This is a genomic window from Acinetobacter sp. LF10 (assembly GCF_048585715.1).
Taxonomy (GTDB): domain Bacteria; phylum Pseudomonadota; class Gammaproteobacteria; order Pseudomonadales; family Moraxellaceae; genus Acinetobacter.
This window is the reverse complement of record NZ_CP184160.1, coordinates 367,001-379,924: the sequence shown is the minus strand read 5'-3', so window position 1 is coordinate 379,924 and position 12,924 is coordinate 367,001. Positions and strand designations below refer to the sequence as shown.

Below are 12,924 nucleotides of genomic sequence, written 5' to 3'. Positions count from 1 at the left end.
TGGCGGTTTTTTAAATTTTTGTTATCTCATAAACTTTCTTAGCCAGTTCATCCAATCTATTTTCAATTTCCTGATCGGTTCCTGAAAACTCTTGTTTTAGCATATTTTGTCTAAACGGATATTGCTTATCTTTTAAAATAACCATTTTTTCTTCTATTGGTTTATTTGCCAACTCATTACTATTAATACTTGTTGATACTAAAATTAAATTTCCAAAACCACCAATAATTTGTTCTTTTCCAACATTAACATCCTTTAGTGTAGATTGTGAAATCAAATGCTCAATTGTCAAAGATTCATAATCTAAATTTAAAGCAGGATTATTTTCTTCCATAAGCAATGTAAATACGTACTTAATAATATTACGATTCCTTGTTTGATCAGAAAGATAAATTAATTGTTTAAATTTAACATCAAACTCATCAAATTGAGGCATTTTATCTGACAAATGTTTATGCAAATTATTATAAAACTTTTGAAAAGAGTCATTATCTTTTACTAAGTTAAGTTCTAGTGCTAACTTAGAATAACCAGTAGCAATAGACCCTGATGATCTTTTTGATGCAATCGCATTATACTGAAAATGAAAATGCTCAATAATTTTCAAAGATTTTTTTAAATTTTTAAGAGTTATACGCCCACTTTCATACGCAGCTAACAATGCTAAGACAATAGATGATTGCTGTCTGACATTAAACACCCTTAAACCATTCAAACTATTTTTAACACCTAGCATTTCTTTAGTTGTTATAGTTGAGTTAGGCATAAGCATCTTCAAATAAAACTCAGAATACACCCCTAAATCGTTTAAAATTCTTTGTGCATTATCTTGGTCAGAATTTACGTATTTTTTTACCTTAGCAAAAAGCTCTTTTTCAGTAGTATATTCTCTGTTAGCCAACCAATAATGTACAACATAGTTATCAACTACATCTGTTCCTGACTTAGATAGTTTGTTTACAATGGAATTCCAAGCTTCTTTAGGTTTATCTACACTTTTACTGGTAGATTTTATTTTTTGAAGTAGTAAGTTTTTAATTAAATCTGAAACTCGAAGGTCTTTACCTCTTGCATTAAGAGTTTCAAAAATAAGATACGCATCTTCCTCATTATCTAAGTTAATAAAAACCAACTTAAGAGAACGTATTTTGTCACGTATACTACGTAAGTATTCTGTTACTTTTTTATGATCGCTATCATCTAGTAAAAAATTATATTTTCTGTCTTTTAATTTATCAAATTCATATTTCTTTTTTAAAACTAAATTTGTCAATTCCTTTATCAAATTATTTTCGATACGATCAAATGCATTTTTTAAGTTTTGCTCCTCTACGCCTATATCATTTTCAGCAACTATAATTTCATCAGGATAAGCTTGTATTTGAGAGTGAAAATAAGGAAATGAGGTTTCTGCATTTAAAATATACTCATTTTCATAATCAACATTCTCTCTTTCGATGAATTGATGAATACCTTTAGCTAAATTATCACTACCTAGTCTAAAAAATGCATTCCTTAAAGCAGCCAACATTAGGGTAATTGTAGTTAAACGCTGTTGACCATCTACGATACCAAAGTACGGTTTATTTATCTGAAATGCAACCATTGATCCAATAAAATAATCAGTTGCACTCCCATTAACAACATCGTCCCAGAAAGTTTGCACTTCGTCTAATTCCCAAGAATATGGACGTTGAAACCGTGGTATTTTAAAATAGCCTAGATTAAGTATATCTCCTATATCTTTATCAGCAGCATCAATTTTCATTTTCACACCATCTATTAAACTTATAAATATTTCTTAAATAAGAATTATACACCTCATATATAATTATTATATAAAAAACAAACAAATATTCTCGTGTAAAATTTTAATATATAGATATTTTACAAACTATCCTACCTTTGACGGAACAAAAGATGATGAAAAAAGTTCCTGTACTGTGTTTAGCGACTGCACTAATCGCATCGTCTTCTCTCTGGGCAGCCGAAAATACAACAGCCACAAATGCAAACACGACAACGGCTGAAAAAACACTTCCTTATGGTGACAACCCTAGTCTCGGTCGAGTATTGTTGTATAAAACAGGTAAAGGACTACAAAACTTAGGTGATTCAATTCAAGGAGCATCTGAAAACACCTCACAAAAAATGAGTGAAAGATGGAAAAACACCAAAGAATATACCGCTGAACAATCTGAAATCGTTCAGGAACAAACACAAAAAGCCAAACAATACACTGCTAAAAAATGGCAAGACACCAAAGATGCGGTGGTGGGTACAAATGATGGAAATGTTCCTATTGAGCGTGCTGAACTTAGTCAGCCATCATCGAACTAAATAAAAAACCTCTAATTAAAAATTAGAGGTTTTTTTAATGATAGAGATTTAAGCTGTTTCAGTTTCGAGCTTAACCTGACGATCAATCAGATATTCATTTAAATTAAAACGGCTGAGTTGCTGGCGCATCTTAAACGTCGTCCACGGCCATACCGTACTATTGCGCCCGTTCCGATCAATGAAATAACTCTGACAACCACCCTTGTTCCAAACCGTGGTTTGTAAAGCCTCTTGTACCCGTTGATTAAACTCAGCCATACGCACAGGATCAGGTTCTATAGTTTTGATATTTTTTTGAATCGCTTGTTTCAACGCATCCATAATATAAGTGAGCTGCGCTTCGATAATGATAAAAGCAGAAGAACTCACCGCAATATTCGGTCCAAACATCAAAAAGCCATTCGGGCAATCTGCCACCATCGTTCCCATATAACCTTCTGGACTACCCTGCCACACATCAGCCATACTCTGCCCATAACGGTTATAGACACGCTGTGCAATGGGCGGTTCAGCCACTTCAAAACCTGTCCCAAGAATGATCACATCCGCTTCAAAAGTCGTGCCATCACTGGCAATCAATTGCTTGCCTTTCACTTCGCTCAATGCACCCGCCACCACATTGACATTGTCTTGAGCTAGGGCTGGATACCATTCATTAGACTGGAGAATCCGCTTACAACCAATCACGTAGTTTGGTGTGACTTTGGCACGTAACTTAGAGTCTTTAATGCCCTGTTTAATATGAAATTCAGCAATACGCTGTACTTGTCGCATCGCCGCATTACTTTGTAAACCACCATTTAAGGTTTCAAAGATGCCATAGACTGATCCACGCATCACCGACTGAGTGACAGGGACATATTTAAATAAGGTTTGAATCGCACTTGGCAGTGGCATATCCGATTTAGGTAAAATCCAATGCGGTGTACGTTGAAACACAGTCAGTTCTTTTACCAAAGGCTGGATTTGTGGCACAAACTGAATTGCGGAAGCACCTGTACCAATGACTGCAACACGTTTACCTGTTAAGTCCACATCATGTCGCCAACGCGATGAATGGAAAATTTCGCCTTTAAAATCTTTTAATCCTTGAATATTTGGAATCACTGGCTCGTGCATTGGGCCACATGCCATAATCGCAAATTGTGAATGTAATTCGCCTTGATTGGTTTTAATAATCCAGCACTGTTTAGCATCTGACCACGTTGCTGCAAGGGCTTCATGTTGAAAACGGACATGAGGTAATACTTGGTATTTTTGTGCCGTGTTTTGCAGATATTGTTTGATTTCAGCCTGTCCTGCAAACACACGACTCCATGCAGGATTGGGTTCAAAAGAATACGAATACAATGCCGAAGGCACATCACAAGCACAGCCTGGATAGGTATTTTCACGCCATACCCCCCCCAACTCATTGGCTTTTTCTAGCAAAATAAAATCTTGGATGTCTGCTTGTTTGAGTTTAATGGCTGCGCCTAGACCTGCAAAACCACCGCCGATCACAATGACACGATGAAATGGAACAGTCTTCGATTGTGTACCCATAACCACGTATTTCCTTATTTTAATTCCGTGAACAACATGGCATAAACGATGTAGAGGGTCATTATCAAGACAGGCCTTTTCTTAGGTCATTTTTGACACAAATTGCTAAGACGGCTTACCATTGTTTGCATTCAACCGATTCAGCTTAGATTTACAGTGTTATCCCAAAACATAGATTGAACTTCTCAGCGTTTATCTACACACTCAATAACATAAATTCATAGGATTGGAATTTTGCAAATGATGCATCACCCATTCAAAATGATGGTACTACCATTACTCAGCTTAATCAGTTTCACTGCATGTTCTTATTTACCGACAGCATCACCTTCGCCCATAAAACAGTTAGAACAAGTACAAAATATTGAAGCTCTTCCCAATACCAAAACCAATTTGGCAACATTGAGTCGCTCTAACAATGGTTGTCTGATCCAATTTACAGGCTATTTTAATGGTGGTGAAAGTACAGAAACATGGTATTTCAAAAAGAATCAATTAAAGAAGGCATCTTCTGAAACATACCAATACGTTGTAAATCAAAATCATCTTGCGGCTACATCAAAACCTCTGGTTGATTCTAAAACACGTCGTGCCACTACTTTTGATATTCAAAATCCAGATGTAACGAACAACTTCAATAAATTGAAAAGTCATTTTAGTCAAAATGCACTCGCGCAATGCGCCTAATGCGTCATAGCTGAATATCGATGATGCAGGGTCTTAGAATATTTGTGATCCTGCGATCAAAACAAACCAAGGGAAATATGCTTTTCACCTATTTCTTTCAGTTATATTGAGATGAATTATTTAAATAACATAACTTTTTTATTTTATTTTTCATTTAATTATAGAAAATATCATCTCCACAATTTCTAGCTACAGTGTTTTTAAGCTGTAATTTGCTTGTAAAGTTTTGCTGAAATCCATCACTTTCTCTGTTTTGCTCGTTATGATGCATTTGCGTTGATGAAGTACCCCAATACGGTACATCGCTAAGGAAATTGCAATGAAAAAAATGATCAAAACAGCTATCGTGACAACAACTCTCCTTGCTTCTGCATCTATTTTTGCACAAAACGTTGGTGTCAATGCCAATGGCTCGGCGCAAGTGAATGTAGAATCAGGTGGGTTGATCAAAGGCGTTACTGGTGCAGTTAAAAATACAGCACAAGGCGTTGGTCATGTAGCTCAACATGTCGGTCATGCTGCTGTAGATACAGGTGTAAATGCCACTCAAAAAACGGTTGGTGTCGCAACCCATGTGAGTTCACAAGTCATCAATAAAACAGGTGAGGCTGTCAAAAATACGCGTGATTACACCGTAGACAAAGTAAATGATGGCAAGAAATTTACTGCTGACCAAAAGGCCAACATCAAAAAACGAATTGAAGAAAAGCAAACTAAATCTAAAGCATTAAATTTAAATGCGGAAACGAATTTAAATACACAAGTGAATGGTAAGACTTCATCTCTAAATGCAAAAACAGGCTTAAATGCAGATAGAAAAAATCTGCAAACAGGTGCCAATGTTGGTGTGAAAGTATTAGGTGTGAATGCGAACGTAAATACCAATGCCAAAGTGGGTACAAACTAATTTTCTAACCAATCATCCAAAGCCCTTTGCTTAAGCAAAGGGCTTTTGACGATGTGATTTAATCTATCAATCGTAGTTTGGTCTGCTCATCCGCATGATCTTCAATAAAATGTCCCTGCCCATGATCATCACAACTCAAGGTTAAGTTTTTATAACTGACTTGATAATATTCAGGATAGCGTTTAAAAATCAATAAAGACTGATCCAAAGCCAAAGCTTCACCGACTTTAACTAATTTATGAATCCCACGATCATTCATCGTCAAAACATAAGATTCTGCATTTAACTCAAGTTCAACAACGGCATTCACACTGCCTTTCAATGGCAGCAAATATTGTTGATTCGCCTGAATTGCTTCAGCGTTATAAGCCTCTAGCTTTAAGCTGACTAAATTAAAAACTAATAATGTATTTTGAATCGTGCGAATGGTTGGCACTGAGCTGTCCATCTGTTGGATAAAATGCGCATGAATACCTAACTTACGTAGATTTTGCTCAGTACCCTGTTGTAGATTAAATAACTGTTGAACCAATTTTTGCTTAAGAACAGCATCAAAATAACGTTCATCTAATTCAAAATCGTTATTTTGCAAGATTCGCAATAAAGCCTGATGATGTCTGCTCAATAATGCATCTAGTACATGGCGATAGTAGAACTTACTTTGCTTTTTAACCTCTCGAACGCGCTGATAAAAATAAGTAATCTCAAAAGGTTGCTCAACAAAATCATTGAGTAATTGCGAACTTGCCAAAACCGAGAGTGCTTCATGTCCTGTAAAAGGTAAATGAATCACATGCATCTTTGGTAATAAGGGCTGTATTTTTAAGAAATGTTCTTTATCTTCTGCATAGTATGGATCATAGACAATGATGTATTCACGAGATGAATCCACTTCATCCGCCTGAATCTGCATATTTTGATGAATAGATGCGTCAAAAAATTCCACATAACGGCGGTCTTGCACCACATCAGGGTCTATCGAATATTGTGGTACAAAAGCAACGATTTTATGCATATTCAATAAATTAGAATATTTAATCGCAGCATAGCCTCCCATTGATCCACCGTAACCCACAATCTGCTCAAACTGTTGTAAGATCGGCTGAATCTGTCGCTGCATTTCAAACATGCTGCTTTTAGGAAACCAAGTTTTTTGCTTCGGCATAATGCCTATGACATTATATTGATATTTTATGAGTGATTTTTCAGCATTAATCGACATTCCTTTGGCACGACTAATCAAATCGCCAAACGAAACCACCAAAGTGTCACTTGAACCTTTTAAAAAAATAACGCGAATATGTTCATCTTCAAATATTATTTGCTTATCCATGCTCACACTGAAAAATTAATCCTAGGCTTGTCGCAAAAAGCCATCAAATGATGTCTTTGCCAAACCCTATTTGCGGAGTATCTTATTTTATAGAGATAAGACAGATTAAAAAGCGCAAAAAATGACACAATCCTTGCATCCTGCTGCACAAAAAGGCTTTAGTTTAGGGGCAGAACTCTATCAGCAAGTTCGCCCCAGTTATCCACCAGAAGTCATCGTTTGGCTGCAAGATCAGCTCAAAGTCGGTGAAAATTCCACTGTTATTGACCTCGGTTCAGGGACTGGCAAATTCTTACCTTTCCTGCTTCAGACACAGGCAAAAGTGATTGCCGTTGAACCTGTGACAGCCATGCGAGAACAACTGGAGCAACGCTACAGCACAGTCGAATGTCTACAGACTTCAAGCGATCAACTTCTGGTGAAGGATGAATCCATTAACGCCATTATTTGTGCCCAATCTTTCCACTGGTTCTCAAATATCGAAACGCTCAAAGAAATGTATCGGGTATTAATTCCTGCGGGGCATCTTGGACTGGTTTGGAATCAACGAGACATTACTGTGGATTGGGTCAAAGCGTTGGCTGATGAAATTGCACCTTTTGAAGCAGATACACCGCGTTACCATAGTGAGAAATGGAAACAGGTTTTTGAGCAACAATTCTTTAAATTCAATGCTCTTCAGACCTTTCAACTCCAACATACAGGCACAGTAGAACAAGTGGTCAGCAAACGGTTACTTTCCACCAGTTTTATTGCAGCAATGCCAGAACATCAACAACAGCAATTGAAAGCAAGATTTGAACAAATTGTATTTGATTTTACAGGGCGAACTGCGCAAGATCAGATTGATTTTCCTTATACAACCTTTGCTTACCATTTCCAAAAAATAGCAAAGTAACAATAAATCAGGTGTTTCTATGACCTTTAAATTTAAAACCACGATTGCACTCAGTTGCTTGATCAGCTCTACACTATTACTGAGTGCTTGTAACAAAGACCCCAAAGCGCCCTCTCAGCAAGAACAGCAAACTCAAAATTCTAATGATGCCATTGGTCAGCTTAAGCAAATCCCTATTAAACAGTTCCCTACAACGGCTGACGATGCGCATGATATTGCAATTTTAGATGACTATGACCGTCGTTTTACCGAAATGAGCGACAGCATGGAAATAGAACTTGCAAAGATGAAAGAAGCCAATTCACTCACACCTGAATTTGAACAACAACGCCAAAAAGATAATATCCGATCTGCACTCAATATGCTGAAAGCGTTAGAACTCAAAACCGAACAAGGTCGTTATATTCAAGGGCTTTTGTATGAATATTGGGATAATCAAGCCAAAGTACTCGAGCAAAGCACCTTAGCGAGCACAACAGAAAATACTGATACAGCCAAACAAGTTGATCATCTAAATGAGTATTTACATGCGCAAAGCCAACTGCACCATTGGAAAAGTTCTCAACCAACAGAAACTAAAAAGGCTAGTGAGTGATATAAAAAATTGAGGGTCATACGACCCTCTCTTGTTCAACAAGATTAGATTTTTTGTTTTTCTATCCACTGAATTGAATTAACACGGAATAACTCACATGCTCCATCGCCTGTATCGGTTGGTGTTAAAGAAGATTTCCAAACCAAATTTTTATCACGAATCTCGACCAACTCGCCTTTCAACTGCACCAAATCCCCACGCTTCACTTGTTTGATTTGCTGAGCAATTTCAGGATTTGCAGGAATAATATGCATATTGGACACCATTTGCATGGCTTGATCGGCAGGAACAGGCAGTTTATCAATTTTCCAATTCAGATAACGATCATATTGATTCACTGAAATTTTACGTGCAATCTCAGGCTTGGCAAATAAGCCCCAACTCACAGCATAATCAATTGGAGAGAACTTGGCTTGTTCGTCATCCTGATACATTTTAGAGCCGAGAATACGAAAGTTGCCATAAAAAGGCTGTAACACCGAAATAGACTGATCCTTTGCGATCGGCGATAAACCATTGGCAATGTTATATTCTATTCCGCTGGTCGATGCATGTGCCTGCCCAAGCATAACCACCATGCCTAAACTCATCCATAGACGTTTTTTCATGGCTCATCACCCTCAAAATCTAACTAAATTCTTAGAAAAGCGTATATCTTCATAGTATGCTTAGACGATGAAAAAAATTACTTTTTTTAGTAACAATCAAACTTACTTTAGTCATATTTTTGTGGCTTTGTTACTGATTTCTCTAATCTGAATCAACGAATGGATCTCTATGATTTATCAATTCTATCAACGTCGAGTTTTCCCACATTTACTCAACCAAGTCATGCAAACTGCAAGTCTAATGGATAAGCGTCGTGAATTATTGGTTCCTATCGAAGGTGAAGTCCTCGAAATAGGTTTTGGTACAGGTTTAAATATTCCTTTCTATGGCAATGTTGACTCACTTTATGCTTTAGAACCCAACCCAGACATTTATCATCTTGCCGTTGAACGAGTTCAACATGCGCCTTTTTATATTAAGCATGTACAATCTAGCGCAGAGAAACTACCATTTGCCGATGCAAGTTTAGATCATATTGTTTCCACATGGACACTCTGTAGTATTCCAAAACTTGATCTCGCCTTAGCCGAAATTTATCGAGTGTTGAAACCTACAGGCACCTTTCATTTAATTGAACATGTGAAACATCCTGACTCGATCAAATTACAATCCTTACAGACCCTACTCACTCCGATACAAAAAAGGATTGGAGATGGATGCCATCTCAATCGTGATATTGAACGACACCTTGCACAAGCTAAATTTAAATTTCTTGAGAAAGAATATTTTGATGCAGATGGTATTCCTGCTATTGCACAAAAAATGCTATTGGCGCGCGTGCAAAAGTTATAAATTCAAAGCAATCATTAATTTTCAAAATCAATTCTTAGCGTTTCAAAACGAATACGTCCTTCACGTACCGCTTGCGCAATTGCCTGCTGTCCTTTGCTCAAGCGTGCACCACCACTTTTAATATCAAGTAGAATCACTTCAATATCGTCCGCAGTCCCATCACCATCACGAAAATCGGTATAGCCATCAAAAACCACATAATCGATAGGATCACCGAGAAATTTTGCATCACTAGGTAAATACTGAAATTCAGGTAAAATCGGCGCAAACTGTTCTGCCATTTTTCCTTTTAATACCGCACGACTGGTATTTACACTACGTTTCTGCGCATCTAGTAAAGCTTGCTTATGTTCTAATTCTAATTCAGCAATATATTTTTCATATTCCGCCTGAATACGACCATTCCGCGTATTGGATAAAATCAGTGTGGTAATCACAACACCAATGCAACCACCAATTAACATTGCAAGCCAAACCGACATAAAACTTTCCTTTTTCTGAATCTGCTATTTAACTGCAACATTAAACTTTTGTCATGTGTCACACACTCTACTGAAAAAGATGCTAAGGTATAGTTGAATACAAAACGCTTGTTAAAAAATCTAATTTCATGAAGACAATATTAATTGCAAATCAAAAAGGTGGCTGTGGTAAAACCATGACAGCCATTACGCTTGCCGCAGCACTCTCACAAAAGGGCTATAAAGTCGCGTTAGCTGATGCTGATAACCAAAAATCATCATTACAATGGTTAAAACAACGCCCTGAAACTGTTGCTGCGATTCAAAGCCTCGACTGGAGGCATGAAAAATCAATTGGTGATGCACCTAAACATCTCGATTATTTAATCATTGATGCCCCAGGCGCACTGTCAGGTGAGCATGCAGAACAATTGGTCAGCGAAGCCCATGCCATTGTGACCCCTTTACAGCCCTCATTCTTTGATATTGATAGTACGCGTCGTTTCCTAAAACATTTACAAGATATTAAACGTATTCGTAAAGGAAAAGTACAGATTCTATTGATTGCCAATCGCGTGAAAGCGAATAGCTCTAGTTCAAAAGACATTCAAGACTTCTTTAATAAGATTGAACAAGAGCCTGTCGCATGGATCTCAGAACGTAGCGCTTACGGCACATTGGCAATGCAAGGCTTGAGTATTTTTGATAAAACACAGAAAAACTTTGTCAGTATTCAAAGCCAATGGCAGCCTGTTCTAAATCAATTGGTTGATGATCCAACTGAATGGTTCTAAGCGTTGCAAAGCAAGCTAATCTTTTGATATTGAATCTTAAAATAAGGCAATGAAAATTTCCCTAGGCTGGTTTTTCAGTTAATATGGTTTTATTCATCTACCAGCACTAGAGAAATATTATCGTGCAACAATACGCCCCAACATTACAACGCGTTTTGCTGTTTGGACTATTTTTTGTCTTAATGTTCCTCGGATTTAGTATCCTCAAATACTTTATCGTTCCTGTTCTTTGGGCAGCGATTATTGCTTATATGACATGGCCTGTTTATTTATGGGTACAACGTCGTTTTTTTGGTGAAAATCGACCAACGCTAAATGCAACGATCATGATTACGTTGGTCATTTTAGTGATTGGGGTTCCCTTTATTTGTGCCATTTTCATGCTGCAACTTGAAGGCCGAAATTTATATTTTAATTTACAAAAACAATTATTTTCAGGTCATATTCAAGTCCCCGAATTTATTAAAACACTACCAATTGTTGGTAAAGATATCAGTCGTACAGTCAATGAATTAAGTGCCGATCCGAATAGTATTGCGAAGAATGTTGCCGAATGGATACAAGGTCATTTGAGCTATGGTCGTTTTGTACTGAGCGAAATTAGTCGAAATTTAATTAAACTGACCTTTGCAATCATGACACTGTTCTTTTTTTATCGTGATGGGCAAATGATTTTGTTTCAGGTGAGTCGTGCATTAGAAAAGATCATTGGTCCTCGCGTACATCATTATCTAGAAACCATTTCAGAAACAACACGCGCTGTAGTGTATGGTGTGGGATTAACTGCTGTGGCACAAGCCATTTTAGCGGGTCTCAGTTACTTTGTAGCAGGTGTGCCTAACCCAATGCTACTCACCATGGTGACGTTTATCTTGGCCTTAATTCCATTTGGAACTCCCATCTCCTATTTAGGAGTTAGTTTATGGTTATTTGCTCAAGGCCAGACTGTCGAAGCAATTGGTGTTATTACATGGGGTGTCTTGATTGTAAGTAGCTCAGATAATGTGATTCGACCTTTAGTTATCTCAGGCGCAACCCAAATTCCATTCATTTTAATTATGTTTGGTGTGCTAGGAGGAATCGCAAGTTTTGGCTTAGTGGGCTTATTTATTGGTCCAGTCATTTTGGCGATTTTATTGGCGATCTGGCGTGAATGGTTACATGAAAATGTTCAGGAGCCAATCGCTGCTATTGAAGCACCACCTGAAATAAAGCCGTAATCTATTTACACGACTTACCATTTAATCTTACTGACAACTTAGGAGTTATCCCATACTTTGTTTGAATCCAACAAATAAAGATGATAGATAAGGATAATTTGCAATGATTGCAACGGTACAAAAGTCTTGTGTTCTGGCAAGTTTAGTTTTGATGATGAGTGCATGTTCGTCTATTAACTTAGACAACAACGCATCTAAAATTCAAACACAGCCAACGACAACAGATCAGAAACAACTCATACAAGTTTATCAAGTCGACGCCAAAGGTATAGGTGCATCGATTGGAACAGTAACATTTAAGCAAACAGCAAAAGGTTTACTCATCACCCCTGCGCTTTGGAAACTTTCCCCAGGTGAACATGGTTTTCATATCCATGAAAACGGCTCATGTGAAGCAGCATTAAAGGATGGAAAAATGGGAGCTGCTCTTGCAGCAGGGGGACACTTCAACCCTGATCACACTGCCAATCACGGCACACCAGAAAATGGGCATTTAGGTGACTTACCTGTGTTGGTGGTCAATAATAAAGGTTTTGCGGTTACACCTGTCATTGCTCCTCGCCTAAAACTTTCAGATATTCAAGGTCGTGCGATCATGATTCATGCAGGTGGAGATAATTATTCAGATACACCTAAGCCTTTAGGTGGTGGTGGCGAGCGAATTGCCTGTGGTGTTATTCAATCATAAAAGCACTGTGGGTATCTAAAAAGATATCCACAGTTTTGTAGATATTTTATCCAGC

General features: G+C 37.5%; 14 protein-coding genes. 9 read left to right on the top strand and 5 right to left on the bottom strand.

All coding sequences use genetic code 11. The annotated features are described in order from the left end of the window. Positions 1-10: 10 nt before the first annotated feature. Positions 11-1,768: a DUF262 domain-containing protein gene (locus ACN19N_RS01740; protein ID WP_420001853.1), complete on the bottom strand. Its 1,758-nt coding sequence runs from the start codon at positions 1,766-1,768 to the stop codon at positions 11-13. Between the two features lie 155 nt (positions 1,769-1,923). Between ACN19N_RS01740 and ACN19N_RS01735 the strand changes: the two genes are divergently transcribed. Continuing rightward, the gene (locus ACN19N_RS01735) at positions 1,924-2,340 is read left to right on the top strand and encodes a hypothetical protein (protein WP_420002346.1); all 417 of its coding nucleotides are present in this window, start codon (positions 1,924-1,926) and stop codon (positions 2,338-2,340) included. 48 nt (positions 2,341-2,388) lie between these two features. Here ACN19N_RS01735 and ACN19N_RS01730 read toward each other — a convergent pair whose 3' ends face one another. Next, a complete protein-coding gene (locus ACN19N_RS01730; RefSeq protein ID WP_420001852.1) occupies positions 2,389-3,885 on the bottom strand; it encodes a flavin-containing monooxygenase in 1,497 nt (498 codons plus the stop codon). Positions 3,886-4,125: 240 nt separating this feature from the next. Between ACN19N_RS01730 and ACN19N_RS01725 the strand changes: the two genes are divergently transcribed. Both ACN19N_RS01725 and ACN19N_RS01720 read left to right on the top strand, forming a co-directional pair. Continuing rightward, positions 4,126-4,572, top strand: a complete 447-nt coding sequence (locus ACN19N_RS01725; RefSeq protein ID WP_269238606.1) for a hypothetical protein — start codon at positions 4,126-4,128, stop codon at positions 4,570-4,572. A 319-nt stretch (positions 4,573-4,891) separates the two neighbouring features. After that, entirely contained in the window at positions 4,892-5,479 is a 588-nt protein-coding gene (locus ACN19N_RS01720) for a hypothetical protein (protein WP_269229485.1), read from the top strand. A 58-nt stretch (positions 5,480-5,537) separates the two neighbouring features. Here ACN19N_RS01720 and ACN19N_RS01715 read toward each other — a convergent pair whose 3' ends face one another. Continuing rightward, a complete protein-coding gene (locus ACN19N_RS01715) occupies positions 5,538-6,812 on the bottom strand; it encodes a hypothetical protein (protein WP_420001851.1) in 1,275 nt (424 codons plus the stop codon). Between the two features lie 121 nt (positions 6,813-6,933). Here ACN19N_RS01715 and ACN19N_RS01710 point away from each other — a divergent pair, with 121 nt between their 5' ends. Both ACN19N_RS01710 and ACN19N_RS01705 read left to right on the top strand, forming a co-directional pair. Next, entirely contained in the window at positions 6,934-7,710 is a 777-nt protein-coding gene (locus ACN19N_RS01710) for a class I SAM-dependent methyltransferase (protein WP_420001850.1), read from the top strand. Between the two features lie 19 nt (positions 7,711-7,729). Then, on the top strand, positions 7,730-8,305 hold the full coding sequence (locus ACN19N_RS01705) for a hypothetical protein (protein WP_269229482.1): 576 nt from the start codon (positions 7,730-7,732) through the stop codon (positions 8,303-8,305). A gap of 44 nt (positions 8,306-8,349) precedes the next feature. On the opposite strand, the gene ACN19N_RS01700 is transcribed toward ACN19N_RS01705, so the two are convergent. After that, the gene (locus tag ACN19N_RS01700; protein WP_269229481.1) at positions 8,350-8,913 is read right to left on the bottom strand and encodes a hypothetical protein; all 564 of its coding nucleotides are present in this window, start codon (positions 8,911-8,913) and stop codon (positions 8,350-8,352) included. 169 nt (positions 8,914-9,082) lie between these two features. Here ACN19N_RS01700 and ACN19N_RS01695 point away from each other — a divergent pair, with 169 nt between their 5' ends. Next, positions 9,083-9,706: a class I SAM-dependent methyltransferase gene (locus tag ACN19N_RS01695; RefSeq protein ID WP_293745265.1), complete on the top strand. Its 624-nt coding sequence runs from the start codon at positions 9,083-9,085 to the stop codon at positions 9,704-9,706. A 14-nt stretch (positions 9,707-9,720) separates the two neighbouring features. Here the strand turns inward: ACN19N_RS01695 and ACN19N_RS01690 are convergent, their stop codons facing one another. Continuing rightward, entirely contained in the window at positions 9,721-10,188 is a 468-nt protein-coding gene (locus tag ACN19N_RS01690; RefSeq protein ID WP_420001849.1) for a Holliday junction resolvase-like protein, read from the bottom strand. Positions 10,189-10,316: 128 nt separating this feature from the next. Between ACN19N_RS01690 and ACN19N_RS01685 the strand changes: the two genes are divergently transcribed. The 3 genes from ACN19N_RS01685 to sodC all read left to right on the top strand — a co-directional run bounded on the left by ACN19N_RS01685 (position 10,317) and on the right by sodC (position 12,869). Further along, a complete protein-coding gene (locus ACN19N_RS01685) occupies positions 10,317-10,961 on the top strand; it encodes a ParA family protein (RefSeq protein WP_269238611.1) in 645 nt (214 codons plus the stop codon). A gap of 122 nt (positions 10,962-11,083) precedes the next feature. Further along, positions 11,084-12,181: an AI-2E family transporter gene (locus ACN19N_RS01680; protein WP_293745263.1), complete on the top strand. Its 1,098-nt coding sequence runs from the start codon at positions 11,084-11,086 to the stop codon at positions 12,179-12,181. Between the two features lie 103 nt (positions 12,182-12,284). Continuing rightward, a complete protein-coding gene (sodC, locus tag ACN19N_RS01675; RefSeq protein ID WP_293745262.1) occupies positions 12,285-12,869 on the top strand; it encodes a superoxide dismutase [Cu-Zn] SodC in 585 nt (194 codons plus the stop codon). Positions 12,870-12,924: the final 55 nt, after the last annotated feature.

Coding starts and splice junctions, on each gene's coding strand:
- sodC (WP_293745262.1), top strand. CDS start 12,285: ATGATTGCAACGGTACAAAAGTCTTGTGTTCTGGCAAGTTTAGTTTTG.
- ACN19N_RS01715 (WP_420001851.1), bottom strand. CDS start 6,812: ATGGATAAGCAAATAATATTTGAAGATGAACATATTCGCGTTATTTTT.
- ACN19N_RS01700 (WP_269229481.1), bottom strand. CDS start 8,913: ATGAAAAAACGTCTATGGATGAGTTTAGGCATGGTGGTTATGCTTGGG.
- ACN19N_RS01695 (WP_293745265.1), top strand. CDS start 9,083: ATGATTTATCAATTCTATCAACGTCGAGTTTTCCCACATTTACTCAAC.
- ACN19N_RS01730 (WP_420001852.1), bottom strand. CDS start 3,885: ATGGGTACACAATCGAAGACTGTTCCATTTCATCGTGTCATTGTGATC.
- ACN19N_RS01720 (WP_269229485.1), top strand. CDS start 4,892: ATGAAAAAAATGATCAAAACAGCTATCGTGACAACAACTCTCCTTGCT.
- ACN19N_RS01685 (WP_269238611.1), top strand. CDS start 10,317: ATGAAGACAATATTAATTGCAAATCAAAAAGGTGGCTGTGGTAAAACC.
- ACN19N_RS01690 (WP_420001849.1), bottom strand. CDS start 10,188: ATGTCGGTTTGGCTTGCAATGTTAATTGGTGGTTGCATTGGTGTTGTG.
- ACN19N_RS01725 (WP_269238606.1), top strand. CDS start 4,126: ATGATGCATCACCCATTCAAAATGATGGTACTACCATTACTCAGCTTA.
- ACN19N_RS01705 (WP_269229482.1), top strand. CDS start 7,730: ATGACCTTTAAATTTAAAACCACGATTGCACTCAGTTGCTTGATCAGC.
- ACN19N_RS01735 (WP_420002346.1), top strand. CDS start 1,924: ATGAAAAAAGTTCCTGTACTGTGTTTAGCGACTGCACTAATCGCATCG.
- ACN19N_RS01740 (WP_420001853.1), bottom strand. CDS start 1,768: ATGAAAATTGATGCTGCTGATAAAGATATAGGAGATATACTTAATCTA.
- ACN19N_RS01710 (WP_420001850.1), top strand. CDS start 6,934: ATGACACAATCCTTGCATCCTGCTGCACAAAAAGGCTTTAGTTTAGGG.